The organism is Microbacterium algeriense, from assembly GCF_008868005.1.
Classification (GTDB): domain Bacteria; phylum Actinomycetota; class Actinomycetes; order Actinomycetales; family Microbacteriaceae; genus Microbacterium; species Microbacterium algeriense.
The window spans coordinates 124,403-149,329 of record NZ_WAAO01000001.1 but is presented as its reverse complement, the minus strand read 5'-3'; the positions used below and the strand labels follow the sequence as shown (position 1 = coordinate 149,329).

General features: G+C 69.3%; 25 protein-coding genes. 7 read left to right on the top strand and 18 right to left on the bottom strand.

From position 1 onward, the window contains the following. Positions 1 to 222: 222 nt before the first annotated feature. The 7 genes from F6A08_RS00675 to F6A08_RS00645 form a co-directional block, all read right to left on the bottom strand. The gene (locus F6A08_RS00675; protein WP_151458328.1) at positions 223 to 2,673 is read right to left on the bottom strand and encodes a CHAT domain-containing protein; all 2,451 of its coding nucleotides are present in this window, start codon (positions 2,671 to 2,673) and stop codon (positions 223 to 225) included. Positions 2,674 to 2,744: 71 nt separating this feature from the next. Further along, positions 2,745 to 3,029 carry a hypothetical protein gene (locus tag F6A08_RS00670; RefSeq protein WP_151458327.1) on the bottom strand — a complete coding sequence of 95 codons (285 nt, stop codon included), beginning with the start codon at positions 3,027 to 3,029 and terminating at the stop codon, positions 2,745 to 2,747. A gap of 9 nt (positions 3,030 to 3,038) precedes the next feature. Next, positions 3,039 to 3,701 (bottom strand): hypothetical protein, encoded by a 663-nt coding sequence (locus F6A08_RS00665; protein ID WP_151458326.1) that lies wholly within the window; start codon positions 3,699 to 3,701, stop codon positions 3,039 to 3,041. 257 nt (positions 3,702 to 3,958) lie between these two features. Continuing rightward, positions 3,959 to 5,527, bottom strand: coding sequence for a S8 family peptidase (locus tag F6A08_RS00660; protein ID WP_151458325.1), 1,569 nt, complete (start codon positions 5,525 to 5,527; stop codon positions 3,959 to 3,961). 61 nt (positions 5,528 to 5,588) lie between these two features. Continuing rightward, complete coding sequence (locus tag F6A08_RS00655) at positions 5,589 to 6,044, bottom strand: hypothetical protein (protein WP_017203055.1); 456 nt, start codon at positions 6,042 to 6,044, stop codon at positions 5,589 to 5,591. Continuing rightward, entirely contained in the window at positions 6,041 to 6,667 is a 627-nt protein-coding gene (locus F6A08_RS00650) for an RNA polymerase sigma factor (RefSeq protein WP_225855683.1), read from the bottom strand. Before F6A08_RS00650 ends, F6A08_RS00655 begins: the two co-directional genes overlap by 4 nt. A 141-nt stretch (positions 6,668 to 6,808) precedes the next feature. Continuing rightward, the gene (locus tag F6A08_RS00645; protein WP_151458324.1) at positions 6,809 to 7,090 is read right to left on the bottom strand and encodes a hypothetical protein; all 282 of its coding nucleotides are present in this window, start codon (positions 7,088 to 7,090) and stop codon (positions 6,809 to 6,811) included. A gap of 229 nt (positions 7,091 to 7,319) precedes the next feature. Here F6A08_RS00645 and F6A08_RS00640 point away from each other — a divergent pair, with 229 nt between their 5' ends. Further along, positions 7,320 to 7,520, top strand: a complete 201-nt coding sequence (locus tag F6A08_RS00640; RefSeq protein WP_151458323.1) for an SCO4848 family membrane protein — start codon at positions 7,320 to 7,322, stop codon at positions 7,518 to 7,520. A 23-nt stretch (positions 7,521 to 7,543) separates the two neighbouring features. Here F6A08_RS00640 and F6A08_RS00635 read toward each other — a convergent pair whose 3' ends face one another. After that, positions 7,544 to 8,911 carry an MFS transporter gene (locus F6A08_RS00635; protein ID WP_040568591.1) on the bottom strand — a complete coding sequence of 456 codons (1,368 nt, stop codon included), beginning with the start codon at positions 8,909 to 8,911 and terminating at the stop codon, positions 7,544 to 7,546. Positions 8,912 to 8,985: 74 nt separating this feature from the next. On the opposite strand from F6A08_RS00635, the gene F6A08_RS00630 reads away from it, so the two are divergent. Next, positions 8,986 to 9,576 carry a winged helix-turn-helix domain-containing protein gene (locus F6A08_RS00630; protein WP_017203050.1) on the top strand — a complete coding sequence of 197 codons (591 nt, stop codon included), beginning with the start codon at positions 8,986 to 8,988 and terminating at the stop codon, positions 9,574 to 9,576. Between the two features lie 7 nt (positions 9,577 to 9,583). Here F6A08_RS00630 and F6A08_RS00625 read toward each other — a convergent pair whose 3' ends face one another. The 7 genes from F6A08_RS00625 to F6A08_RS00595 all read right to left on the bottom strand — a co-directional run bounded on the left by F6A08_RS00625 (position 9,584) and on the right by F6A08_RS00595 (position 16,278). After that, entirely contained in the window at positions 9,584 to 10,702 is a 1,119-nt protein-coding gene (locus F6A08_RS00625) for an FUSC family protein (protein WP_151458322.1), read from the bottom strand. A 156-nt stretch (positions 10,703 to 10,858) separates the two neighbouring features. After that, positions 10,859 to 11,542: a hypothetical protein gene (locus F6A08_RS00620; RefSeq protein WP_017203048.1), complete on the bottom strand. Its 684-nt coding sequence runs from the start codon at positions 11,540 to 11,542 to the stop codon at positions 10,859 to 10,861. After that, positions 11,542 to 12,459 carry an ABC transporter ATP-binding protein gene (locus F6A08_RS00615; protein WP_151458321.1) on the bottom strand — a complete coding sequence of 306 codons (918 nt, stop codon included), beginning with the start codon at positions 12,457 to 12,459 and terminating at the stop codon, positions 11,542 to 11,544. Before F6A08_RS00615 ends, F6A08_RS00620 begins: the two co-directional genes overlap by 1 nt. Beyond that, positions 12,456 to 12,845, bottom strand: a complete 390-nt coding sequence (locus tag F6A08_RS00610) for a GntR family transcriptional regulator (RefSeq protein WP_151458320.1) — start codon at positions 12,843 to 12,845, stop codon at positions 12,456 to 12,458. Before F6A08_RS00610 ends, F6A08_RS00615 begins: the two co-directional genes overlap by 4 nt. A gap of 298 nt (positions 12,846 to 13,143) precedes the next feature. Further along, complete coding sequence (locus F6A08_RS00605) at positions 13,144 to 13,647, bottom strand: GbsR/MarR family transcriptional regulator (protein ID WP_124894504.1); 504 nt, start codon at positions 13,645 to 13,647, stop codon at positions 13,144 to 13,146. A 10-nt stretch (positions 13,648 to 13,657) separates the two neighbouring features. Beyond that, entirely contained in the window at positions 13,658 to 15,280 is a 1,623-nt protein-coding gene (locus tag F6A08_RS00600; protein WP_151458319.1) for an ABC transporter permease, read from the bottom strand. Beyond that, positions 15,280 to 16,278, bottom strand: a complete 999-nt coding sequence (locus F6A08_RS00595; RefSeq protein WP_151458318.1) for an ABC transporter ATP-binding protein — start codon at positions 16,276 to 16,278, stop codon at positions 15,280 to 15,282. Before F6A08_RS00595 ends, F6A08_RS00600 begins: the two co-directional genes overlap by 1 nt. Positions 16,279 to 16,368: 90 nt before the next feature. Here F6A08_RS00595 and F6A08_RS00590 point away from each other — a divergent pair, with 90 nt between their 5' ends. The 5 genes from F6A08_RS00590 (at position 16,369) to F6A08_RS00570 (ending at position 22,758) form a co-directional block, all read left to right on the top strand. Beyond that, positions 16,369 to 17,562 (top strand): class I SAM-dependent methyltransferase, encoded by a 1,194-nt coding sequence (locus tag F6A08_RS00590; protein WP_151458317.1) that lies wholly within the window; start codon positions 16,369 to 16,371, stop codon positions 17,560 to 17,562. 338 nt (positions 17,563 to 17,900) lie between these two features. Then, on the top strand, positions 17,901 to 19,220 hold the full coding sequence (locus tag F6A08_RS00585) for a quaternary amine ABC transporter ATP-binding protein (RefSeq protein WP_151458316.1): 1,320 nt from the start codon (positions 17,901 to 17,903) through the stop codon (positions 19,218 to 19,220). Beyond that, the gene (locus F6A08_RS00580) at positions 19,220 to 20,176 is read left to right on the top strand and encodes an ABC transporter permease (protein ID WP_151458315.1); all 957 of its coding nucleotides are present in this window, start codon (positions 19,220 to 19,222) and stop codon (positions 20,174 to 20,176) included. Before F6A08_RS00585 ends, F6A08_RS00580 begins: the two co-directional genes overlap by 1 nt. A 52-nt stretch (positions 20,177 to 20,228) precedes the next feature. Next, positions 20,229 to 21,137: a glycine betaine ABC transporter substrate-binding protein gene (locus F6A08_RS00575; protein WP_017203039.1), complete on the top strand. Its 909-nt coding sequence runs from the start codon at positions 20,229 to 20,231 to the stop codon at positions 21,135 to 21,137. A 118-nt stretch (positions 21,138 to 21,255) separates the two neighbouring features. Next, positions 21,256 to 22,758, top strand: coding sequence for a lipase maturation factor family protein (locus F6A08_RS00570; RefSeq protein WP_151458314.1), 1,503 nt, complete (start codon positions 21,256 to 21,258; stop codon positions 22,756 to 22,758). A 205-nt stretch (positions 22,759 to 22,963) separates the two neighbouring features. Here F6A08_RS00570 and F6A08_RS00565 read toward each other — a convergent pair whose 3' ends face one another. The 3 genes from F6A08_RS00565 to F6A08_RS00555 are packed head-to-tail and all read right to left on the bottom strand — an operon-like array spanning position 22,964 to position 24,926. After that, positions 22,964 to 23,731 carry an ABC transporter permease gene (locus F6A08_RS00565; RefSeq protein WP_124894509.1) on the bottom strand — a complete coding sequence of 256 codons (768 nt, stop codon included), beginning with the start codon at positions 23,729 to 23,731 and terminating at the stop codon, positions 22,964 to 22,966. Next, a complete protein-coding gene (locus F6A08_RS00560; RefSeq protein WP_151458313.1) occupies positions 23,728 to 24,561 on the bottom strand; it encodes an ABC transporter ATP-binding protein in 834 nt (277 codons plus the stop codon). Before F6A08_RS00560 ends, F6A08_RS00565 begins: the two co-directional genes overlap by 4 nt. After that, positions 24,558 to 24,926 (bottom strand): DUF1048 domain-containing protein, encoded by a 369-nt coding sequence (locus F6A08_RS00555; protein WP_017203035.1) that lies wholly within the window; start codon positions 24,924 to 24,926, stop codon positions 24,558 to 24,560. The genes F6A08_RS00560 and F6A08_RS00555 overlap by 4 nt, the downstream gene beginning before the upstream one ends. Position 24,927: the final 1 nt, after the last annotated feature.

Genomic DNA, 24,927 nt, shown 5'->3' with positions numbered 1-24,927 from the left:
CGTCCCCAGATCGTCGAGGCCCTGTGAGGGTGTCGCGCGCGCATGCCGCGACCGCCCCGAGCAGATGGTGTCCGTGTCGTGATCCGCGCTCCCCAGCACGCGATCGTCCCCAGCTTCGACTGCGCCTCCCTCGCGCCTCTCCCTTCGAGGCCCTTCGCATGGCACCTTCCGAAGAACAGGAGCGCCGGGCATCCTCCCTGATACACCGAATGGAGAAAAAGTTCACAGCCCGTCGCCGTGGCATTGGAAGGGCGCGCTGAGGCCCGTGTCCGCGGCGGCCTTCGCGAGGGCGGCTGCCGGTGCCGCGCCCTCGGCGAGGCCGGTGTGCACGGCGGCGAGGAGCTCCCCGGCGACGTCGTCGGGAACCACGACGGGCGCGGCGATCACGCACTCCGCCCCCGCATGCAGCCAGACGCGCGTCATCCCCAGCGCTTCCTCGCCCCAGCGCACGGAGGAGCGCCCGAGCTCGCAGGCCGACAGGATCACCGTCGCCGGAACGCGCGGGATGAGGTCGACGTCGTAGCCGAAGAGGATGCCGTCGGCGAGCTCGAATCCGGAGAACAGCGGGTTGTCCACCGCGTGCCTGCCGTGCGCGGCGATGTGCAGCAGATCCGTCTCGGCGGCGAGTGCGGTGACGGCGGCGACCGTCGCGTCCGCGGACAGGAGGCTGCGGGGCGTCCGGTCCGCTGCGCGCCAGGCGCTCGCGCCGCCCTCGACCTCGTCCGCTGCGCGGGGGACGCGGGGCCCGGCCGCGAAGCCGATGCGCAGCGGACCCGCCGGCGAGCGCGGGGCGCCCCCGAGCAGCCGGGACGCCGAGGTGGCGAGCGTGAAGGGGATGCCGCTCATGCCGGGCAGCATCGCCCACGGCACGCCACCGAGGGCCCCGGGGACTGTGAGCGCCAGGCGTGTCATCGAGGGGGCCGCCCGCAACGCCGGGGCGAGGAGCTCGGAGTCGAGGACGGCGAGCCGTGCACCGAGGGCCCGCGCGGTGACCTCCCCCATCACGCCACCCCGCGTCAGGGCGGCCATGTCGAGGTCGGCCCGGAGCCCGTCGAGGGCGCTCCGCACGCGCGCCCAGGAGAGATCGACGATCGACGCGCCCGACTCCGTCACCACGACGGCGTGCAGCGCGGCACCGGTGAACACGTACGACAGCACCGCGGTGCCGGGATCCAGCAGCGCCATCGCCTCCGCGAGTCCGAGACGTTCCCTGGTGCTCCCGGCTCCGGTCGTCGACCACTGCCGTTCGCGCACCCGGTCACGCAGCGTCCGCACTCGGGCGTCGGTGGTCCAGTCCGCTCCGGCCAGCTCGGCGCGCAGCATCCGGAGCTCGGCCAGATCCTCCGCGAGAGCGTCATCGTGCGGGGGACGCACCGGCGCGACCTGCTGACTGAGGTGCCGCGCTCGCTCCGACCACTCGAACAGCACGGCGGGATCCCTCAGCCGGGCGGCGGAGGCGAGTCCGGTGAACATCAGGTCGCTGCCGTGCATCGCCACGGACGCCTGCAGGTCGAGCGCGCCGAAGGACTGCTGCCACGCGGTCAGGAGGTCGAGTCCATCGGCCGCCGCATGCAGGGCCGCCCGGTCGCGACCGGCGGCAGCGGCCCGCGCAGCCCGCACCTCCTGGGCGCGGAGGCGCAGCGGGGTCGGTGCGGAGTCGTCGATCTTCGGCAGCCGCCCGCTGCCGTCGCGGCGGGCGCTCAGGCGCAATCCGGATGCCTCGGTGTGGAAGCCACCGCGATCCAGGGCTTTCACGGTGCGGGCGAAGGCGAGGGAGTCGATCGGCCGGTGGGGGCGCGCGCGCTGCTGCGCCTCCAGTCGGACGGCGTCGGCGCGCGCCGCCCATCCGTGGTTCCCGAGAGCCGTGAAGACGCGGGAAGCAGTGCGTGCGGCGCGCTCGGCGGCCTCCGGATCGTGTCGCAGGAGGGAGCGCGCCCGGTGGAACTCGGCCTCTCCTCTGGCCTGTCGCATGCGCTGGGCGCCGAACTGCGTGGCGACGCGACCCAGCAGAGCCTCCGCCTCGGTCGTGAGGCCGGCGTCTCGGAGCACCTCGGCACGGTCGAGATCGCTGATGGCGGCGGCGAGGTCGCTCGTCGCGGCGAGGGCCGGGCGGGAGCGGGTCATCAGCGTGAGCGCGGTCACCAGATCGCCCCCGAGGAGCGCTGCGTATCCGAGGTTGTGTCGGGCTTCGGCGAGTGAGCCCTCGTCTTCGTTCACCTCGTACACGGCCACCGCGCGCCGCAGATCCGCGACGCAGGTCTCCAGTTCCCGCTGCTGCATCCGCACGACCGACCTGTTCATCAGGCAGTTCGCGAGCTCGGTGCTCTCCTCGCCGATCGCGGTGAGGGTGTCGATCGCGCGCGTGAGCAGGATCTCCGCTTCGCTCAGCCGCCCGCCGTGGAGCAGAAGGGCGCCGAGCTGTCCGCTGAGCACGGCGATGGTCTCGTCGCGGAGGCCGTTCCGGGCGAGCGCCTCCCGGCACAGCTGCTCGGCCGCTCCGGGTTCCCCACGTTGGGAGAGGACGTATGCGATGGTCCCATCGATGCGCGCCCGCAGGTCCGGGTCATCGGTGCGGGAGGCCGCCGCATCGAGGGCGCGCCGAGCCTGCGCGAACCGTCTCGCGTTCGCCGCTTCGACGCCGCGCCGGTGCAGCTCGATCGCGGACAGGGGCATCCGTCCAGGATGCCGTGCGTGGGCGTCTCAGGGAAGAGCGCGGTGCCGGGCCCAGCCGGTATGGATGCCGGTCAGGACGGCAGCGGCACTGACGTGACATCCACGTCACCTCTGAACGCGTAGATCATGAGTCCTGTCGCAATGACCCAGATGAGGGAGACGGTGATCGCCCCGCACGCGAGGAGAAGTAGTGTCCTGTCCCTCCTTGCAGGCTTCTGTGTCAGGTGGGAGACCGCGATCGCGAACAGCGCCACCTGGAAGAGGATCGCCCAGGGGGTCGCAACGGCCAGTGCGATCGAAGCGAGCGAAAGCCCGAGGATCCATGCTGCCGTCGGTCGCGTCTTCGTCTGGGGCATGTGCCGATGCTAGACGCTCTTGATAGACCCGCTGAGGGAGCGGGGATTCCCGGAGTTCGTGGTGAAGGTATGGAGCTTGTTCCACTGGATTGGGGATCCCTTGAAAACGAAGCTCATCGTGTGGCGAGCGCTACAGGTCCCTCGCCCGTTGACAACGTAGGAAGACTCTTTCACCGTGTCCGAGACACCGATCCCACTGAACCAACCTTGGCAATCAATGTTCCCTGTGACAGCCGTTGAAGTCGCATAGTACTTGTACTCGATGACCCACGTGCCGATCGGGATACCGAGCAGATACGCCGTCTTGCTGTCTGTGGCCACCAGAGCTGTGCCCCGGGCCGCGCGGGTGGACAACCCGGGTGCGTGTTCGCCGACGGCCGCTTTCGCAGCGATCGGAGTCGACTCCTCCCACTCGATCAATGCGCCCGGGTCGGCCCGAAGGGTCTGGAGCACTGCAACCTGCTCTGAATCGCTCAAAGACAGATACGCCTGGCCGATCGCAGATTCGGTTTTCGCCGGCACCTTCAGTGCCGCGGCAAGTTCGAGAACTTCCGTTTGACTGACGCTGGACCAGTCGTCGGTCGCCGAAGCGAACGAGGCGGTGGGCATCAATGCGGTTAGGGCGAGGACCGTCACACCAGTGAACGTGAGGAACAGCTTCTTTGCTTCCATGATTCTGCCTATCCGCCGGCCTGACGTGACGTTTGCGTTTTGGCCGATCAGCTCTCTCTGTTTGCTCTGTCTGTCGCGTACGTCATGTAACATAATACCTTTGAAACGACACGGCAATATGTTGCTGCGCCCGCTGCCAGGCCGAGCCGCAGCCCCGACGTCCGAGCATTCGTCCGACAGGCGTCCACCCGCGCGCCAGGGAGGTTTCCCAGGGCGGGCCGCCCGCATCGGTACGGACGGCCCGCCCCGGGGGCTTGTCAGGTCGGATCGACCGGGGTCGGCAGCGACTTCAGGACCGCGGCGACGGCCTTCGCGGCGGCCGCGGGGTCGACGCCCTCGTCCGGCACGGTGCCGAGCTCCGCGGCGATGCGCGCGGCGACGTACGGCGCCGCGAACGAGGTGCCGCTCCACACCGCGAAGCCGCCGCGGTAGTCGTCGGGGTCGATCGTCTCGCGGCGGAGGCCGTCCACGTCCGCCCGGGTCATCGCCTGGGTGCCGCCCACGAACGCAGGGGACGTGCTCACCACGGCCGCACCCGGGGCGAAGGTCTGCACCCACGGGCCGATGTTCGAGAACAGGGCGACGGACTGCGCAGACGGGTTCAGCGCGCCGACCGATACGAGCGGTGCATCCGTGTCTGCGGGGAGACCGTTGTCCGAGCCCGGCCACGGCCACAGGGATGCGGGGAAGGCGGGCCGGTCGATCGCGTCGTTGCCGGCGGAGCAGACGACCACGCAGCCGAGCTCTCGCGCCCTGGCGAGCAGCCGGTACAGCGTCAGGCTGAACAGGCCGTCGGTCGGGGTCTCGTGGTAGTAGCTGAGCGACAGGTTCAGCACGTCGATCGGGAAGCCTGTCGTCGGGTCCTCGCGGTGCCGGCTCAACAGCGTCACCACCTGGGCCACGGTCTCCAGCAGCGTGCTCTCGTCGATCACGCCGAGAGCTCCGGCGACCCGGATCGAGAGGATGTCCGCGTCCGGAGCCGCCTGCCGCACGACTCCCGCGATGAAGGTGCCGTGTCCTGCCACCGCATCGATCTCGCCGTCCAGCTGCCCGTACAGGTCGGGGTACCGCTCCGGATCGGCGTCATCCGTGAGTCCGACCGGCACGCCGTCGAGGTCGATCCTCCGCGTGACGATGTCGTCCGGCAGCCAGGAGTGCTCGCCGCAGCCGGTGTCGAGCACCGCGACCACGGGCCGTCGTCCGCGCTCGGGATCGGGGCCGCGCGCCGGGGCCGGACCCAGCCAGGTGACGGGCTGGCGCGCCCCGCGCCCGGGCTCGAGGTAGTCGTCGCTGCCGCCGGCACCGCCTTCGCCGCGCACCGGGTTCGTGCGGGTGAAGGGGTTGGTGCGGGTGAACGGGTTCGTCCGCGTGAACGGGTTGAGGCCGACCGGATCGATGGACAGCACGTGGTCGAGGCTCGTGCGCGGCATGGGCGAGCGCGACATGCGCCGGGCGCGCTGCAGCACACGCCAGGCATCGGGAGCGACGGGGGACTCGCCGCGGACCGGCTCGTCGGGCGTGCGCAGCCGTGCCCTCAGGAAGCCGGGCACGCCAGGAACGAGCTCGCCGTCACCGGTCTCTCTGGCGCCGTCCTCGATCTCGAGCTGCCATCCGAAGGTGTCGGCGGCATCGCGAAGGGTCCGCACCTCCCGGTCATAGGCCTCCTGGTCCGCGAGGGATCTGGTGATGAGCAGACGCTCGGGCAGATAGGCGGTCGGGAAAGCGCGGATGCCGTCCACCGGCTCGGTGCTCGGGTCGAGGGCCGTGCCCCGACGGATCGAGCCTTCGGCTCTGTCCTGCCAGGTCCATCCCCTGGGCTGGTCCATGCGTCATCCTCTCCGTGCGGGTCGCCCCGCGGCATCATCTTCGACGGGCGGAGCCCGCGGGTCACAGCTCGAACTGCGGGGTTGAGAGAGTACGGGACTCGTCTCCGATCACGGTCGTCAGGCGCACGCGCGTGAGGCCGGGCGGCACATCGTCGAACACGAAGCGGCCGGTCTCCTCCGGCGAGGTCGACCGCGATCGCTCCCCCTGCGTCAGCACGATCTCCGCCGCGGCGGTGTCGACCCAGCCGTCCACCCGGCGCCGCCCCGACGCGGTGGTCGTCACATGGAGCAGGATGCTGGTCGAGCCGTCGCTGAACTGCAGGGTGAGCGCATCGGCCTCGCCGCGCACCGCCCCGAGCTGCCCTTCGACGAGGGTGAGCAGCGCGTACTCGCGGTTCAGTCCATCGGCGGCGACCGTGGCGACCATGCGGTCGATGAGTCCCGCCGGAACCGGATCGACGTCGTTCCAGAGCGACCGGAGCCGCGCGAACATCCGGGCATCCTCCTGCTCGGTCATGCCAGCCCCCCTGTCTGCGGTGTCTGCGGCGCTTCCAGCAGCGTGCGGAGCTTGGCGAGACAGCGGTTCCGCGTGGGACCGATGCTTCCGACGGGCATCGCCAGCTCCACGGCGAGTCGGGCGTAGTCGGGGCGGTCGTCGAAAGCGATCACGCGCAGGAGCCGCTGGCAGCGGTCCGTGAGCCGGCGCACGGCGGCCCACAGGCGTCGGTTCTCGTCGCCGAGGGTCGCGTGCTCCTCGGCGGAAGCCTGCTCGGGGAGCAGGGTGTCGAGGTCGTCCGTGTCCGTGGTGTCGACGCGGCCGTGCGCCTTCGCGATCTTCCAGGCCTCTCGGCGCGCGGTCGTGGTGAGCCAGGCCGACACGGCCCGTGGATCGCTGATGGATCCGTGACCGCGCACGAGCCGGAGCCAGGTGGTCTGCACGACGTCCTCCGCGAGGGTGCGCTCGAGTCCGTACGCGCGCACCACGTGCCACAGCACGGGTGTCATCAGGCGGACGAGCTCGTCCATCGCGCGGCTGTCGCCCTCTCGCCATGCACCGAACAGGTCAGCGGCGCGCTCCCAGCGTGCGCGCCCGTCATCCGAAGCAGGATCGAGAGCGGCGCCGGGGGCACCGTCGATCATGAAGCCCATTGTGATCACACCTACCAGGAGCACGGCAAGAGCTTCCTGATACATGTCGCCGTCCAAGAATTCGCGCGGATGATTGCGCGCGTTCGGTATGTCGATGCTGAAGCGGGGGGCCGAGCTTCGTGCAGCGTCCCGCTAGACCAGGAAGTACAGAGCCACACCGATGACGACGCACACCGGGGCGACGTTGGCGACGGCGCGGTGCATCCGCTTCGCTCCGCGTGCGATCAGAGTGTCGACCAGCAAGGCCACCCAAACGGCCCAGAGAACCACGAGGCCTGTGGTCAGCACGGCGGGGTGCGTTATCTCCGCATTGGCGAGGTAGTAGTACGTCGCGAAAGCGTTGAACGCGAACGTCAACGACAGAAGTGCCCACCGTTTCGCCCGCTGAGTCCGGCCGTCGTCATCGTCCGACACAGTGTTCTCCAGGTCAGAATCCGCAGCACGCATAGGTCCACCTCCGACAGTTCTGCGAAGCGCACAGAGAACACTTGCGTCCTTCTCGAAGCTTGAGGACGCCAGTGAAGACGAGAATGAGCCCGACGAGCGCTGACAGTGCGTAACCCAATGTTGACACAGCCACTCCTTCGTGAGCATTTAACATCTAAAGTGTTACTGCTCCAAACTACCTCTTCTCTTCCCCGTCGTGCTGTTCCTCAACGCCGCCTTCAACGCCCTGGTCTGGCCGCAGTTCTACAAGCGTGTGTCCAAGGACCCGCGGGCGCGGGATGAGAACGGTAAGGCCACGGCGTTCCTCAAGGTGCATGCCGTCCTCATCGCGGTCGCGCTCGTGCTCGCCCTCGTGTCCCTGCTGGCGGGAATCGCCGCACTGACCGGAGCGCTCTAGCCCGATCGCACTCCCCTGGGAGCTCAGCCCTTCTCGTACTGCTTCGCGTGCTCGGCCCAGCGGGACTCGACGGGCAGAGCGCGCAACGCCCGATTGCTGACAGCCATCACTACGGCGACGAGGCAGAGCGCTGCGCACACCAGGATGGTCCACTCTCGGCCGATCCAGGCGAGGCCGAAGCCGGCGATGAGTGGTGCCAGCGGCATCGCGCCCATGCCGAGAACGCCGGCAGCACTGTTGGCACGCCCCAGCAGGTGGCTCGGGGTCGCGACCATGAAGTAGCCCATCATGCCGGCATTGAGCGCCGGGACCAGCAACACCGAGACGCCGAGCACCACGGCGATGATCAGCGGGTCGGTGACCATCGACAGCACGATGGCACCTGCCGAGATCACGGAGAGCCCCGCGATCGCCAGGATTCCGGCCTTGATGCGCGGGATGAGCAGAGGGGCCACCACGGCTCCCGCGAGCATCACGGCGCCGATCGACGCGCTCAGGGTGCCGATCAGAAGCTCCGAATGTCCGTCCTGCTGGAGGGCGTACATGATGGTGGTGATCGTGGCGTTGAAGCCGAGGTTGATGACCGTCGTGATGAGCAGCACCCCGCCGAGGTCGGGACGGGAGAGCAGCCACCCGAACCCCTCGCGCAGCTCCTTCCACGCGTCGGGCTTCGCCGCGGGCGGGGTCGTCGAGGTGCCGAAACCCAGACCATCCGCCGTGCCTGCGGCGTGTTCGGGCTCGACGCGTCGCGCAGCACGCAGGTGGTCTGGGTTTTCGCCCGCATCGACCATTCCGGTGCGACACGCCTGACGCCCCAGCATCCACGCGGTCAGGGCCGCGATCACGTGGCAGAGCGTCATCACCGCGCCGACCAGCCATCCGCCGACGCCGAGCAGCAGGCCGCCCAGGGGGCCGCCCGCGAGCTGAAGCACCGCGTCGCGCCCCTGGTTCGCGGCCTGCGCGCGACCCATCGCCTCGTCGGGGACGATCTCCTTGATCGCGCTCTCGCCGGCGACGTCGAAGAGGCCGCTGCGTGCCGCGAGCAGCACGTCGATCACGAGGAGCGAAGCGAAGGTCAGCGCGTCGCCGAGCGCCAACAGCGTGAACCCTCCGGCGAGCACGATCCCGATCAACGAGCCGAGAAGCATCAGCGCGATGCGGCGGTGACGGTCGGCGAGCACGCCCCCGGCGAGGGTCATCAGCAGTCGCGCGACCATCCCGGCGCCGCCGATGATGCCGGCCTGGGCGGGATCGTTCGTGACGATGAGGGCGAGCAGCGGGATCGCGAAGCCGAACAGGGCGGCCGCGAGGCCCTTGCTCGTGTCGCTCACCAGCCAGGTGAGGTAACGGGCGTTGCGCCACAGGCGATGGGTCTCGGTCACGGTGGTCATGCGACGAGAGTAAATGCGCAAGAACAATTGCGCAAGTTATATTGCGCAATTGCGGCTGCGAGTAGGATCGGCACATGACGGAGGACACCGAGCGGAACTCGAGCGACGATCCGGTGTGGATGACCTCGGCCATGCTCAAGGCCTATTCGCACCCTCTGCGGCGGCGGATCCTGCGCCTGATCTCCCGCCACGAGTTCCTCCGCGCGGCGGACATCGCGACCGAGCTCGACGTGCCGGCCAACAGCGCCAGCTTCCACCTGCGCGCGCTCGCCGAGGCCGGCCTGATCGAGGAGGCGCCCGACAAGGCCCGCGATCGGCGGGATCGGGTCTGGACAGGGCGGAAGGGCGCGCTCAACCTCGGCGGGCCGGAGAACCCCGTCGCCGACGAGGCGCTCGGCGTCGCGGTGGTGTCGGCGCTCGTCGAGGACCATCAGGACCTCGTGCGTCGCGTGGTCGCCTGGACCCCGGAGTACGTCTCCGGCCGCACGGCCGAGGTGCACGCGGCCTTCACCCAGCGCACGATCCGCCTCACCGAAGCCGAGTTCGAAGCCGTGATGGGGACGATCAACGACGCCCTCTCCGCCGCCGACGACGCGCACGACGACGCCGATCCCGACGGCCGCTACTGGCAGATCGACCTGGTCGCCGCGGACGACACCGTCTGACCGGCGACTAGTCCTCCGGGTCCTCCTCCGCGTTGGAGGGGGGCGCGCTCAGGATGAGGATGCGGCGCAGATGCATGGCGATCAGGACGCCGGGGCCCATCGAACGGCGCGCATCGATCGTCCGATCGTCGACGCGCTCCAGCAGCAGGCGCACCGCGCGGGTCGCCTCCCCGCGCAGGCGACGGGACTCCGGGGCCGACGGGTCCTTCAGGGCGATCACGTCGGCCACCGCATGGCAGGCCTCGGACAGCGGTTCCGGCAGTGCGGGGTCCAGCGCCAAGCCGCCGGGCCGGTCCCAGATGGTGTCGGCGGTGGCGTCGGAGATGTCGCGGATGAGGTGAGCGATGCGGTCGAGGCTCGCGAGATCCTCGTGGATATGCCCCGTCTCGGCGCGACGGCCCCGGGCGCGCGGATTGCCCCGTCGGCTCTCGTCGGCTTCCGCCAGCGCCGTCCGCAGCGAAGCGGTGGTCTCGGCGAGCGAGGCCGCGTCGTCCGCCCACTGCTCGTGCTCCGGTGGCCAGGACTCCGAGACGGCCGAGCCGATGTCGTGTAGGTGCTCGCCCAGCTGTGCGCGGAACGCGTCGACCCTCGCTGCCGCTGCCGCCGTCAGCGGAGCCGGAGCGATCAGCATGTTCACGAGAAGTCCGACCACCACGCCGACCGCCATCTGCGTGAGATAGCCGAGGGAGTAGTCGTCGGCGTTCTGGCCGCCGATGATCAGGACGAACAGCGCCGCCATCGGGACGTACTCGCGGCCCACCCCGAACCATCCGGTGCCGGACACCAGCACGCCCAGGCCCACCACGAGCGGGATCGACCACCACGTCGGGCCGACGGTGACGACGATCAGTGTCGCCAGGGCGATACCGGTCGCGAGGCCGAGCAGTGTCTGCAGACTCGACTTCGCCGAACCCATGAGCGTCGGATACATGCTCACCAGAGCGCCGAGCGGGGCGTAGTACGGGTACTCGTCGGTGACCCCGGGCATGTGCGGCGCGATCGCCCAGGCGAGCCCGACCGCGAGCATCGTCTTCACGACGAGCAGCAGGCGCGCCGGGCGGACGGCGTCGTGCACCGCGCGGGCGACACCCGACGGGCGCACCTTGAGACGAGAGGGGACCTTCACGCGCAGTGAGCCTAGTCGTCGCGCCCGGTGACCGGCATCGGGTTGATTCCGCGACGCGTCGGGACTAGGAGCCTGCGGTCGAGGCCCGCCCTACACGACGGATGCCGCGACCGCACGAGGTGTGCAGCCGCGGCATCCGCCGGCGGACGGGGCCGATCAGGGGATGGTCCGGCGGAACGCGAGGAACGATACCCCGGTGAAGACCGCCGTGAGCAGGAGGCCCCAGAGCGCGAGCCCGACGGCTCCGAGGTCCATGATCGCAGCGCCGATCTCGTTCCACAGATCCATCCGCGCCGCCACGAACAGCAGTCCGATGAGCACGAGGGAGAGTCCGATGCTCACGATGAGGAGCACCAGCTGGCCCCAGCTCTTGTAGATCGTCGCGCCGGTGAAGCCCAGCACGAAGAAGAACAGCGCGAGCGTGAAGTACACCACGAAGGCGCCGAGCGGACCGGCATCCCACAGCCACGGCAGGTAGAAGACGTACCCGTTGACGCCGTACCCGTTCGTGGCGACCTCGATGCCGCCGCCGATCAGGAACAGCACGCCCATGAGCGCGCTGGCCAGGATCGCGGTGAGCATCGTGCCGAAGAAGAACTCCCGTCGGGTGATGCTCATCGCCTGGGAGAACGGGAACGTCAGGGTCATCGCCGACATCCCCACAGCGAAGAAGTACCACAGCGGTGCCTGCCCGCCGCCGCCGTACTTGGGGGTGTCGACGGGGATCATGGCGTAGATCAGGACAGAGACCACGACGGCGCCGGCGAGGATGATGAGCGGGTACCAGACGAAGGTGCCCTTGTTGATCAGCTGCAGGCGGATGACGTTGAACGTGCGCATCAGCGGACCTCCTCATTCGGGGTGTCTGCTCTGTCGGCGGAACGCGCCTCCGCCTTCTGGGTGAGCCGGACGATGAGCTGCTGCAGCGAGACCGGGGTGAGGTCGAGGCCCGCGGCGGTGACGTCGGCGCGCTCCGCGGCCGACAGCGTGCCGAAGACCGTGATGGATGCGACGCGACCCAGTGCCTCGCGGTGCAGGATCTCGCGTCCGGAGGCCCAGGCCTCGACCTTCGCGGCGTCGCCCACGATCGTCACGGCGCGGTCGCGCACGGCATCGGTGTCCTCGTTCAGGAGGATCCGGCCGTCGTCGATCACGATGACCTTCTCGATGAGGTTGGAGACCTCGTCGATCAGATGCGACGACAGGATGACGGTGCGCGGGTGCTCCGAGTAGTCCTCCACGAGGCGGTCGTAGAAGATCTGCCGGGCGACCGCGTCGAGCCCGAGGTACGGCTCGTCGAAGAAGGTGATCTCGGCACGCGAGGCGAGTCCGATGATGACGCCGACGGCCGAGAGCTGACCGCGGGACAGCTTCTTGATCGTCTGCTTCATCGGCAGCTGGAACTCGGCGATCAGCTCATCTGCGAAGGCCTGGTCCCAGTTCGGGAAGAACATGCTCGCGGCCTTGAACGCGTGCTTGGGGTAGGCGTCGTCCGGGTACTTCTGGCTCTCCCGGACGAAGCAGATGCGGCTGAGCACATGCGCGTTCTCGTAGGGGTGCTCGCCGAACACCTTCACGGAGCCGGAGGACTCGAAGTTCTGCGCCGTGAGGATCGACATGAGCGTCGTCTTGCCGGCGCCGTTGCGGCCCAGCAGGCCGTAGATCGCGCCTCCTTCGACGGCGAGGGAGATGTTGTCGAGCGCTCTCTTCTCCTTGTAGCGCTTGGTGAGGTTCTGCACCTCGATGACAGCGGTCATGCGGGGTTCTTCCCTTCTGGAGTGGGGGTCTGTGCGGCGCGCTGCCGGAGCAGGTCCGCGAGGTCTTCCGCGCCGAGCCCGAGCGTGCGGGCCTCGGCGAGGAGCGGATCGATGTAGCGGTCGGCGAAGGCCGCGCGGCGTTCGCCCAGGAGCAGGTTCCTGGCGCCGCCCGCGACGAACATGCCGATGCCGCGGCGCTTGTAGAGCACTCCCTTGTCGGTGAGCATGGCGACTCCCTTCGCGGCGGTGGCGGGGTTGATGCGATAGAACGCGGCGAGCTCGTTCGTCGAAGGCGCCTGAGCCTCCTCGGCCAACGAGCCGTCGAGGATCGAGTCCTCGATCTGCTCGGCGATCTGGAGGAAGAGGGGCTTTCCTTCTTCGATCACGGGTCCTCCGCACTGGTTGGTGGGTTACTTACTTGACTAAGTAACCACGGAACCCGACCCCGTGTCAAGGGCCGTCACTCCTCCCGTCCCCCTCGTCCCCCTCGTCCACTCCTTCTCCTCGTCCACTCCTCCTCCATGCACAACTTCGGAGATCCGAAGCGACACGCCGCGTCCCGGCGCTCATCCCCGGCGTGTCATCCGCGGTCTCCGAAGTTGTGCCGGCTGACGGGAGTGGCGGCTGGCGGGAGTGGCGGCGGGCGGGAGGGACGGGGCGGCAGGGCGGGGCGGGGTGGGTGGATCAGTCCGGGGTGCGGCGCAGCTCTCGCCAGTCCTCGACGATCTGGAGCATCCGCGTGGAGAGGAAGCGGAGGAACTCGGCGAGCTCGACGGCCCTGGCCTGGGCGCCCCGGTCGTCGTCGTGTGCGGCGGCGATGTCGTCGATGTACTCCGAGAGTCGGGAGTACACCGGCATGTTCCCTACGATCGAGCGATAGAACGGGTCGTGCACGAACTCGTAGCGATCGCGACGGTCACCGGGTCGTGAGCGGCGCTGGATGAAGTGCAACTGCTGCAGGTAGCGCACGGCGCCGGAGACCGCCGCAGCCGAGACCCCGAGGCGCTCGCCGAGCTGGGCAGCCGTGTAGCCACCCTCGGGCGCGGCGACCAGCGCCATCATCACCCGGGCGGGCATCCGCGGCATCCCCGCAGCGGTCATCATCGCCGCAGCCTGTTCGGCGGGCTCCATCCCTCGGTGCGACGCGCCCGGCTCGATGGCGGGGTCCAGGTCTTCGTCGTCGGGCATCGCGCTCCTCCTAGGCGCCGGGGGCGAGCTCGCGTCGCCGCATCAGGGTCAGTGCTGCGGCTCCTCCCGCGGCGAGGATGAGCGCCAGCCACCACAGGCCCCGCGCATCCACCCCACCGCCGTCGACCACGGGCGTCACGGCGAACGGCGAGAGATCCGCGGTCCACTCCGGCAGTCCGAACAGCGGCCCGAACATGCCGAGCAGCGCCGCCAGCAGCACCAGTCCCCACGCCGCCGCAGCGGTCGCGCGGGGGAGCAGGACGAACACCAGTGCGGTGAGCACGGCGAAGACGGCTGCAGCGACCGCCTGGCCGGCTCCGGCGACCGCGACGATGCGGAAGAGCTCCGGATCGCCGGCGCGGGTCCACACCCCGACCCACGCGGCGACGACGGCGGCGGCCACCACGATCACCACCGCGGCGACGCCGACGATCACGAAATCCGCCAGCCAGCGCACGCGACCCACCGGGGCGGCCAGTATCGCCTCCGCCGTACCCCGCACCTCCTCCTGCCGGGCGCGCACCACCGTCTGCACCGCGCAGCACGCGGCGAGGATGCCGAGCAGAGTGAAGAACACGGTCACCACGACCTCGTCGAGACCGCCCGTCGCGCCGCCGATCTTGGTGAGGATCTCGGCCACGGCGGGGTTCTCGCCCGAGATCCGGTCGACCAGCCCGCTCAGGGTCGTGGCGAGGATGCCCGTGATCGCTCCGCCGACCGCCCACCCGATGATCGAGCCCGCGGTGAGCCGCCAGACCAGCGCATGCGGCGAGGCGAGGGCCGGGCGGGCGGAGACGCGACCGGGCCGCTCGGCCACGAAACCGGCATCGATGTCGCGCAGCGACTGGAGGGCGAGGGACGTGGCGGCGAGCACGATCCCCAGGCCCGGTCCGAGCAGTGCCGGCCAGACGAGGTCGGCGTCGTAGGGGCGCACCTGCTCGGCCCAGCCGAACGGCGAGAGCCACGACGGCCAGGCGCTCGTCATGGCGGTGAGGTCGTCGCTGGGCGTGCCGGCCGCGTTGCCGATGCCGCGGATCAGGAACGCCGCCACGAGAACCCACACCGTCAGCGAGTTCGCTCCGCGCGAGGTGCGCAGGAGCTGCGCGGCGAGCAGACCGATGCCGAGGAACGCGATACCGCACGAGCCCGCAGCCGCACCGGAGAGCAGCGAGCCCGCGGTGGGCATCCCCGCGGCGATGAGGGCCGCCGCTGTGACCGCGGCCAGCACGAGGTCCGCCAGTACGCCGTGGACGATGGTGGCGACGGTGGGCAGCCGGCGTCCGGCCGGGGTCGCCCACACCAGTTCGGCGCGGCCGGCCTCCTCATCGCCGCGCGTGTGCCGCACCGCCAGGAAGGTGCTCATGAGCGCGGCGAGCAGCGCCAGCCACGGCAGCACCTCGAAGGCGAGGAACGCCCCTTCGGACGTGCCCGAGGGCAGGCCGCGGAACATCAGGATGACCGGGTTCGCGAGGGCTGCGGCCAGGATGTTCTGCCGGTCGGCGATCGTCGCATAGGACTGGCTCACGCCCGCGTATCCCGCGAAGGCCATCAGGCCGGTGCCGACGATCCACAGCGGCACCTGCACGCGGTCGCGCCGGATCCGCTGGCCCAGCAGCACCCCGAGCGCGGTCATCACGCCCGACCGTTCCGGGCCCGGCGCGTGCGTCGGGAGTCGGGACCGGCAGGCGACGTGATGTCTTCGCCGTCCTCGGCGGCTTCGAGGCTCGCGAGGTCGTCGCCGTAGTGCCGGAGGAAGAGCTCTTCCAACGACGGAGGGGACACGCGCAGGTCGCTGATGCCGAGCGTCGCGAGGGCCGGAAGCACGGACGCCGTGCGGTCGCTGTCGACGGCGAGGCGGATGCGATCGCCCTGCTGCACCGGATCGTGCACGTCGGGGATCCGCGCGACCTGATCGAGGGTCGCGCCGGAGGGCGTGAACGACACGTCGCTGCGGGTGAGGTGGCGCAGCTCCGTGAGCGTCCCGGTCTCGACCACCCGGCCGGCGCGGATGATCGACACCCGATCGCACAGCTGCTCGACCTCGCTCATGATGTGACTCGACAGCAGCACGGTCGCGCCGTTCGCGTGGGCGCGGGCGACCTCGCGCTGGAAGATCACGGCCATGAGCGGATCGAGGCCGCTCGTCGGTTCGTCGAGGATGTAGAGATCGGCGGGCACGGCGAACGCCGCGATCAGCGCGACCTTCTGCCGATTGCCCTTCGAATACGCTCGGCCCTTCTTCCGCGGGTCGAACTGGAAGGCGTCCATCAGCCGCTTCTTCTCGTGCTGGTACGCCTCGTCCTTCGAGCGGGCGCCGCGCAGCCGGGCCAGCAGATCCACGGCCTCACCGCCGGACAGGTTCGGCCACACGCTCACATCGCCGGGCACGTATGCGATGCGCCGATGCAGGTCGACCGCACGCTCCCAGGGGTCCTCGCCGAAGACGGTCGCCTCGCCGGCGGTGCGGCGGGCGAGGCCGAGCAGGATGCGGATCGTCGTCGACTTGCCTGCACCGTTCGGGCCGAGGAAGCCGTGCACCTGACCGTGCTCGACCGTGAGGTCCAGGCCGTCCAGCGCGTGCACGCGGCCATAGTGCTTCGTGAGGTCTCGGGTGGCGATGACGGTGGTCATGCGCGGGAGCGTACGCCCGATTCACAAAAGTGTGAATCGGGTGAAGGCAACGCATGCGAAATCCTTACGACCCCCGCGTACAGTGGGCTGGTGCCGGAGTTCCCCTACAGTCGCCTGCGCCGCTGGCCCGACGTCGAGGCGGACAATCTGCAGGCGCATGACGCGACCGACCTGCTGCTGGTCGAGCGGGCTCTCGCGCTCGACGCATCGGGTGCGGAGACGGTCGTGATCGGCGACGAGTACGGCGCGATCACCCTGCCGCTGGTCGATTCCGGGATGCAGGGCATCCGCGTGCACCAGGACCTCGCGACCGGTCGGCGGGCTCTCGTGCGCAACGCCGAGGAGCTCGGGGTCGACGGCTTCACGTCGCACGAGCTGGATGCCGGGCTGCTCGCCGGCGCGCGGCTCGTCCTGTTGCAGCTGCCGAAGTCTCTCGCCGAGCTCGAGGAGATCGCAGACGCCGTCGCCCGCTGGTCCGCTCCGGACGTGGTGCTCATCGCGGGAGGCCGTGTGAAGCACATGACCCCCACGCAGAACGACGTGCTCGCACGGAGCTTCGCCCAGGTGCAGCCGCAGCGCGCCGAGCGGAAGTCCCGGCTGATCGTGGTGTCCGAGCCCAGGGAGGCACCGGTCGATCCGCCGTTCCCGGTCACCGCCCGGCACGACGGTCTGACCCTCGTTGCCCACGGCGGAGCCTTCGCCGGCGCGCGCCTCGACATCGGCACCCGGGTGCTCCTCGACGCCCTCGCTCTGTCGCCGGCCCTTCGACAGGCTCAGGGACCCAGTTCTCCGGCCCTTCGGCAGGCTCAGGGACCCACTGAAGTCGAAGCGCCGCCCCGCGTGCTCGACCTCGGCTGCGGCACCGGCGCGCTCGCCGTCTCGTACGCCCTCGCGCACCCCGAGGCGCAGGTGACCGCGACGGATCGCTCGGCCGCCGCGGTGGCATCCGCGCGGGCGACGGTCGCGGCGAACGGTGTCATCGACCGGGTCACGGTCACGCACGACGACGCGGCATCGGGAGTCGCGGACGCGAGCGTCGACGTGGTGCTGTTGAACCCGCCCTTCCACCTCGGCTCCAGCGTGCACACCGGCGCGGCGACCCGCCTGTTCGAGGCCGCGGCACGGGTGCTCCGCCCCGGCGGCGAGCTGTTCACCGTCTACAACTCGAGCCTCGGATATCGTGCCCAGCTCGAGCGTCTGATCGGCCCGACCGCCCAGCTGCACCGCACCCCGAAGTTCACCGTGACGCGCAGCATCCGCCGCTCCGGATCGACCGATTCCTGACCGGTTCACGGTCGCGCGGGAGATTGTTGAATGCCCGCGCAATCCCCCGGTCAGCCGCCGAAACGCCCTCAGCTCAGTCGGCCGGGATTTGCCCCTGATCGGCCATTTCGTTACGTTGGTCTGTGGGCCTGACGGCCCGAAGACCAGTCCGCGACCACGTCCTTCTTTCGATGAGCTGTGCTGCGAAGAGGCGTGGGCGTACGGTCGATGCTCTATCGCGGCGGATCCGAAATCCGCCGTCCGCGCCGCCACAGCAGACATGTCGAACGGCCTCGAGAGCGTCACCCGGGCGTAACCGAAGCAGGCTCAGCCACCCGAAGGCGAGCCGCAGGGGAAACGTGTCCGAAACCGTTCTAGAAGCGCGCAATCTGTTCAAGGTGTTCGGGAAGAATCCGAGCGCCGCCGTCCGCCGATTGAAGGCCGGAGAGGGTCGCACCGCGGTCGCGGATGTCGGCACGGCCGCGGTCATCGACGCCAGCTTCACCGTCAACCGCGGTGAGATCTTCGTCATCATGGGGCTGTCCGGATCGGGCAAGTCCACCATCATCCGCATGCTCAACGGCCTGCACGATGCGAGTTCCGGCACCGTCACGGTGAACGGCGATCCGATCACCGGCGTCCCGTCGTCGCGGCTCCGCGAGATCCGTCGCGACCGCATCTCGATGGTGTTCCAGCACTTCGCCCTGCTGCCGCACCGCACGGTCGCCGCGAACGTCGCCTACCCGCTCGAGCTCAAGGGCGTCGCGAAGGCCGAGCGCCTGGCGAAGGCCGAGGAGATCCTCGCGCTGGTGGGACTCGAGGGCCAGGGCGAGAAGCTTCCGTCCGAGCTCTCCGGAGGAATGCAGCAGCGCGTCGGCATCGCTCGCGCCCTCGCCGCGGACAGCGACATCCTGCTGATGGATGAGGCCTTCAGCGCCCTCGATCCGCTGATCCGCCGAGAGATGCAGGAGCAGCTGCTCGAGCTCCAGCAGAAGCTGCACAAGACCATCGTGTTCATCACGCACGACCTGAACGAGGCCATGTTCCTCGGCGACCGCATCGCCGTGATGCGCGACGGCCGCATCGTGCAGATCGGCACGCCCGAGGACATCCTGATGGACCCGGCGAACGACTACGTCGAGCAGTTCGTGCAGGACGTCGACCGCGCCCGCGTGCTCACCGCCGCGAACGTGATGGAGCGTCCGCGCCCCGTGGTGCCGCACACCGCCGGCCCGCGCACCGCACTGCGCCAGATGCGCGACGCCTACATGTCGGCCACCTACGTCGTCGGCAAGGACCGGCAGCTCGTCGGCGTCGTGACCGACCGCGACGCGGTCAAGCTCGTGCGCAACGGCGCGACCACCCTCGACTCGATCATCAAGCCCGTGCTGCAGAGCGTGCGCGAGGACGAGGTGCTGATGAACCTGTTCGTCCCCGCCGTCGAGTCGCCCCTGCCGCTCGCGGTGACGGATGCCGACGGCCGCCTGGTCGGGGTGATCCCGCGCGTGACGCTGCTCGCCGCCCTCGGCCCCGGTCCCGGTGCGACCGAGGAGATCACGCTCCCGCTCATGCCGATGCCGCAGGCCGAGATCGATGCCGTGCTGGATGACGGGTGGACCGCCGAGCCTGCCCCTTCGACGAGCTCAGGGACCCGGGTCGAGACGGAGGAGGTGCGCTGATGGATGGCTTCCGCATCCCCGTAGGAACCTGGATCGAGTCGGTCGTCGACTGGGTCAAGGACAACCTCGACGGTCTGCTCGACGTGATCTCGTTCGTGATGAGCTTCCTCGTCGACGGCCTCACGAGCATCCTGCTCGCCCCGCACTTCGCGGTCGTCATCGTGATCGCCGCGCTCATCGCCTGGGTCGTGCGCTCGTGGCAGCTCGCGATCGGCACCGTCGTGTCGTTCGGACTGATCGTCGGGATGGACCTGTGGGTCCCCGCGATGCAGACCCTGGCGCTCGTGCTCGTCGCCGCGATCATCGCGGTGCTCATCGCGGTCCCGCTGGGCATCTGGTCGGCGCGCAACGCCACCGTCCGCGCCGTGCTCAAGCCCGTGCTCGACTTCATGCAGACCATGCCGGCCTTCGTGTACCTGATCCCGGCGATCGTGTTCTTCGGCATCGGTGTGGTGCCCGGCCTCGTCGCCACGGTGATCTTCGCGCTGCCGCCTGGCGTGCGTCTGACCGAGCTCGGCATCCGCGGTGTCGACTCCGAGACCGTCGAAGCAGGTCAGGCCTTCGGCGCCAAGCCCGGGCAGATCCTGCGCGGCATCCAGCTCCCGCTCGCGATGCCGACCATCATGGCCGGCGTCAACCAGGTCATTATGCTCGCCTTGTCGATGGCGGTCATCGCCGGAATGGCGGGAGCGGACGGCCTCGGGAAGATGGTCGTCGAGGCGATCTCGACCATCAACATCCCCAAGGGCGTCGAGGCCGGGCTCGGCGTGGTGCTGATCGCGGTCTTCCTCGACCGCGTCACCGCAGCGCTGGGAGCACCCGGCGAGAACCGTTCGTCGCTGCTCGGCATGATCGCGCGGCGCCGCACCCCGAAGGGCGGTGGCGGAACAGCATCCGCCCCTGCCCCTGAGACCTCCGCGAAGCAGGACGCCGCGGAACCGGAACTCGTGCACTGAGTTCCATCCCTACGGAACAACACCCATACGGAACGCAAGAGAGAGAAATCACATGAAGAAGAAGATCCTCGCACTCACAGCGATCGGCGTGGCCGGCGCACTCACCCTCGCCGGATGCAGCAGCGACGGCGCGGGCGGAACGGGCGGCGGCGACGGCAGCTCCGACGACAAGGGCACGATCACGCTGGGCTTCCTGCCGTCGTGGACCGACGGTCTGAGCACGGCCTACCTGCTGCAGGACCAGCTCGAGAAGATCGGCTACACGGTCGAGATGAAGACGCTCACCGAGGCGGGACCGCTGTACACCGGCCTCGCGCAGGGCGATGTCGACATGTACCCGTCGGCGTGGCCGGAGCTCACCCACGCCGAGTACATGAAGAAGTACGGCGACGACATCGAGGACCTCGGCGCATACTACGAGAACGCCAAGCTCACCCTCGCGGTGCCGGAGTACTCCGACCTGACCTCGATCGAGGATCTCGCGGGCAAGGGCGGCGACTTCGACGGCAAGATCTACGGCATCGAGCCGGGTGCGGGCCTCACCGCCCAGACGCAGAAGATGATGCCCGAGTACGGCCTGGACGGCGAGTACGAGCTCGTCACCTCGTCGACCGCGGCGATGCTCACCGAGCTGAAGACCGCGACCGACAAGCAGGAGGACATCGTCGTGACGCTGTGGCGTCCGTTCTGGGCCAACGACGCCTTCCCGGTGAAGGACCTCGAAGACCCCAAGGGCGCCATGGGTGAGGCCGAGGGTCTGCACTTCCTGGGCACCGATGGCTTCGCGGACGAGTTCCCTGAGGCGGCCGAGCTGATCAAGAAGATCAAGCTCGACGACGAGCAGTACGGCGCGCTCGAAGACCTCGTCGTCAACGAGTACGGCGAGGGCAAGGAAGCCGACGCGGTCGACGCATGGCTCGAGCAGTACGGCGACCAGTTCGACTGGACCGTCACCAGCTGACCCGACCCGCCTCGCGGACCCATTCCGCTCCCGTCGCACTTTCCGTCGCTCTGGCTCCGCCATCCCGACCGAAAGTGCGACGGGAGCTTTCCTGTAGGGGCGGGCGTAGCCTGTGGGCGTGGACGGGTTCGCAGCGGTCGACTTCGGGTTCGCCCGCGAGGTCCTGCAGCGGGGCATCGCGGCGCTGTACCTCGTCGCGTTCGTCTCGACCCTCAACCAGTTCCGCCCCCTGCTCGGCGAGCACGGGCTGCTGCCCGCTCCGGCACTGCTCGACTGGGTGGCACAGAAGCCGGAGCGACGGAAGCTGCTGCACCCCACGCTCTTCACCCGCGTCCGCTACACCGACCGCCGTCTCGTCGCGTTGTCCGGCGCCGGGATCGCGGTCGCGGCCCTGCTCGTGGCGGGGGTGCCGCAGCTCGGGCCGGCGTGGGTGCCGATGCTGGCCTTCCTCGCCCTCTGGCTCGGCTACATGTCGGTCGTCAGCATCGGGCAGACGTTCTACTCCTTCGGGTGGGAGATGCTGCTGCTGGAGGCCGGATTCCTCGCAGCGTTCCTCGGCTCGAACGATCAGCCGCCGCCGACGGTCGTGATCGTGCTGTTCTGGTGGCTGCTGTTCCGGCTGGAGTTCGGGGCCGGGATGATCAAGATCCGTGGCGGACGCGAATGGCGCGATCTCACCGCGATGACCTTCCACCACGAGACGCAGCCGATGCCGGGCCCGCTGAGCAGGCAGGCGCACCTGCTGCCGCGGTGGTTCCACAAGCTCGAGGTCGTCGGGAACCACGTCGCGCAGCTCGTCGTGCCGTTCTTCCTCTTCGCGCCGATCCTCTCGCTGTGGATCCCCGATCGCGACGGCTGGGTCCCCGAGCTCGTCGAAGGGGTCGCATGGGTCGGGGCGGTCGCTGCCGGCATCGTGATCGCGACGCAGCTCTGGCTCGTCCTCACCGGGAACTTCGCCTGGCTGAACGGGGCGACGATCGTGATCGCGTTCTCCACGATCGGTCTGCCCGGCATCGGTGCGCCGGCCTCGCCACCGGAGACCTCGCTGCCGTGGACGGTGTCGGGGATGCCCCTGTGGTGGGTCGTGGTGACCTCGGCGGTCGGGGCGCTGTTCGTCGTGCTGAGCGTGCCCGCGACGCGAAACCTCTTCGCGCGGCGACAGCTCATGAACGCGAGCTTCAACCGCTGGCAGCTCGCCAACGCGTACGGAGCGTTCGGCACGGTGACACGGAGGCGGGTAGAGATCGTCGTGGAGGGGTCCGACGATGAGGAGGGGTTGCAGTGGCGCGAGTACGAGTTCCGCGGGAAGCCCGGCGACGTGCGGCGGATCCCGCGGCAGTTCGCCCCGTATCACCTGCGGCTGGACTGGCTGATGTGGTTCCTGCCGCTCGGGCACTCCCTGGACGACTGGTTCTCGGTGTTCCTCGTGCGGCTGCTGGAGGCGGATGCCCCGACACTGCGGATGCTGCGCGTCGACCCCTTCCACGGCGAGCGGCCGCGGTGGGTGCGCGCCGTGTCGTACCGCTACCGCTTCGCGACCCGCGCCGAGCACCGTGTCGACGGCGCCGTGTGGGTGCGGACGGGGCGCCGCGTCGTGCTCGGTCCGGTGGGGCTACGCTGAGGTCGGTCCGGTGGGGCTGCGCTGAGGTCGGAGATCCGCACGAGGTCGCACGGAATCCGGGCGAAGCTGCGACCTCAGAGAGAATCTGCGACCTGAAGCGACCCGACGCGACGGAACACGGCCGGGAGGACACGCGCCGAGCGCGGCGAAACGCCCCGGCCGGGGAGAGTCCCCGGTCGAAGCGTTCCGTCTCGCTTGGCGTCGATCAGCTGACCTTCTTCCGGTACGAGATGATCGCGAAGACGTAGGCGACCACGAGGATGCCGACGCACCAGGCGAGAGCGATCCAGATGTCGTTGCCCACGGGCTGCTCCGCGAACAGCGCCTGGATGGTGTTCACGATCGAGGTGACGGGCTGGTTGTCGGCGAACCACTGCACCGGTGCCGGCATGGTGTCGGTCGGCACGAACGCCGAACTGATGAACGGCAGGAAGATCAGCGGGTACGAGAAGGCACTCGCGCCGTCGACGGTCTTGGCGTTCAGGCCCGCGATGATCGCCAGCCACGTGAGTGCCAGGGTGAACAGCATCAGGATGCCGATCACTCCGAGCCAGGCCCAGAAGCTCGCCCCGGTGCGGAAGCCCATGAGGAATCCGACCCCGAAGATGATCGCGAGGGTGATGGCGTTCGCCGTGAGGGACGTGAGCACGTGGGCCCACAGCACGCTCGACCGGGCGATCGGCATGGAGTGGAACCGCTCGAAGATGCCGCTCTGCATGTCGGTGAACAGCCGGAACGCCGTGTAGGCGATGCCCGACGCGATCGCGATGAGCAGGATGCCCGGCAGCAGGTAGTTCACGTAGTTGTCGACGCCGGTGCTCTGCTGGAGGGCGCCGCCGAAGACGTACACGAACAGGAGCATCAGCGCGATCGGGGTGACCGCCGTGGTGATGATCGTGTCGGGGCTGCGGAAGATGTGCCGCATGGAGCGGCCGGTGAGCGTCGCCGTGTCGGCGGCGAAGTGCGTGGTCATGCTGCATCTCCTTTCTGTACCTGGGTCCCTGACCCTGCCTGGGTCTCTGAGCCTGTCGAAGGGTGGGTCCCTGAGCCTGTCGAAGGGCCGATGAGGGTGAGGAAGATCTCCTCGAGGGTGGGCTGCTTCTCGACGTACTCGACCTTCGCGGCCGGAAGCAGGCGCTTGAGTCCGGCGAGGGTGTCATTCGCGATGATGCGGCCCTCGTGGAGGATCGCGATGCGGTCGGCCAGCTGCTCCGCCTCATCGAGGTACTGCGTGGTGAGCAGCACGGTCGTGCCGGTGTTCGCGAGCTCCTTGACCACGCCCCACACCTCGATGCGGGCTTCGGGGTCGAGGCCGGTGGTGGGCTCGTCGAGGTAGATGACCTCGGGGTCGCCGACCAGGCTCATCGCGATGTCCAGCCGGCGACGCATGCCGCCCGAGTAGGTGCCGACCTTGCGCCCGCCCGCATCCGTCAGACGGAACGTGGCCAGGAGCTCGTCGGCGACCTTCCCCGCGTCGGGCAGATGCCGCAGCTTCGCGACCAGCACCAGGTTCTCGCGTCCGGTGAGGATCTCGTCGACGGCGGCGAACTGCCCGGTGAGGCTGATGCGCTCGCGCACTCCGACCGGGTCGGTGGCGACGTCCGCGCCCTGCACGGTCGCGGTGCCGGCATCCGCCTTCAGCAGGGTGGAGAGGATGCGCACCATGGTGGTCTTGCCGGCGCCGTTCGAGCCGAGGAGGGCGAAGATGCTGCCCTTCTCGACCTCGAAGTCGACGCCGCGCAGCACGTGCAGATCTTTGTACGACTTCTCGATGCCGCGCACCGAGATGGCGGAGTTCGTCATGATTCCTCCTTCTTCTTCGCGTCGTCGAACGCCTTGATGAGACGGGCGCGCTCCTTGTCGATCCACTGGCGACCGCCGTACGCCGCGGCGTAGTTCTCAGCGAACTCGACCGGGTCGTCGCCGACGATGGCGCTCACCGGGGTTCCGTCGAGTGCGGCACGCTCCCAGATGTCGGCGATGTCGAGGAACATCTTCACGATGGTGTCGCCGTCGGTGACGCCGCCGTAGTACATGTTGTAGCGCTGCTGGGCCTTCGCCATCTCGCGGTACGGCTCGGGCAGGGCGTTGATGCGGGCCTGAGCCTGCTTGTACTGCTTCTTCTCTTCGAGTGATCCGGTGATCGCTTCGATCCACTTCGCGGCCATG

Bases quoted from the DNA above. Each gene is read 5' to 3' on its own strand.
- F6A08_RS00660 (WP_151458325.1), bottom strand. From the start codon at position 5,527: ATGGACCAGCCCAGGGGATGGACCTGGCAGGACAGAGCCGAAGGCTCG.
- F6A08_RS00580 (WP_151458315.1), top strand. From the start codon at position 19,220: ATGGATGGCTTCCGCATCCCCGTAGGAACCTGGATCGAGTCGGTCGTC.
- F6A08_RS00615 (WP_151458321.1), bottom strand. From the start codon at position 12,459: ATGACCGCTGTCATCGAGGTGCAGAACCTCACCAAGCGCTACAAGGAG.
- F6A08_RS00635 (WP_040568591.1), bottom strand. From the start codon at position 8,911: ATGACCACCGTGACCGAGACCCATCGCCTGTGGCGCAACGCCCGTTAC.
- F6A08_RS00575 (WP_017203039.1), top strand. From the start codon at position 20,229: ATGAAGAAGAAGATCCTCGCACTCACAGCGATCGGCGTGGCCGGCGCA.
- F6A08_RS00655 (WP_017203055.1), bottom strand. From the start codon at position 6,044: ATGACCGAGCAGGAGGATGCCCGGATGTTCGCGCGGCTCCGGTCGCTC.
- F6A08_RS00670 (WP_151458327.1), bottom strand. From the start codon at position 3,029: ATGCCCCAGACGAAGACGCGACCGACGGCAGCATGGATCCTCGGGCTT.
- F6A08_RS00600 (WP_151458319.1), bottom strand. From the start codon at position 15,280: ATGACCGCGCTCGGGGTGCTGCTGGGCCAGCGGATCCGGCGCGACCGC.
- F6A08_RS00605 (WP_124894504.1), bottom strand. From the start codon at position 13,647: ATGCCCGACGACGAAGACCTGGACCCCGCCATCGAGCCGGGCGCGTCG.
- F6A08_RS00595 (WP_151458318.1), bottom strand. From the start codon at position 16,278: ATGACCACCGTCATCGCCACCCGAGACCTCACGAAGCACTATGGCCGC.
- F6A08_RS00630 (WP_017203050.1), top strand. From the start codon at position 8,986: ATGACGGAGGACACCGAGCGGAACTCGAGCGACGATCCGGTGTGGATG.
- F6A08_RS00665 (WP_151458326.1), bottom strand. From the start codon at position 3,701: ATGGAAGCAAAGAAGCTGTTCCTCACGTTCACTGGTGTGACGGTCCTC.
- F6A08_RS00650 (WP_225855683.1), bottom strand. From the start codon at position 6,667: ATGATCGACGGTGCCCCCGGCGCCGCTCTCGATCCTGCTTCGGATGAC.
- F6A08_RS00555 (WP_017203035.1), bottom strand. From the start codon at position 24,926: ATGGCCGCGAAGTGGATCGAAGCGATCACCGGATCACTCGAAGAGAAG.
- F6A08_RS00620 (WP_017203048.1), bottom strand. From the start codon at position 11,542: ATGCGCACGTTCAACGTCATCCGCCTGCAGCTGATCAACAAGGGCACC.
- F6A08_RS00565 (WP_124894509.1), bottom strand. From the start codon at position 23,731: ATGACCACGCACTTCGCCGCCGACACGGCGACGCTCACCGGCCGCTCC.
- F6A08_RS00560 (WP_151458313.1), bottom strand. From the start codon at position 24,561: ATGACGAACTCCGCCATCTCGGTGCGCGGCATCGAGAAGTCGTACAAA.
- F6A08_RS00675 (WP_151458328.1), bottom strand. From the start codon at position 2,673: ATGCCCCTGTCCGCGATCGAGCTGCACCGGCGCGGCGTCGAAGCGGCG.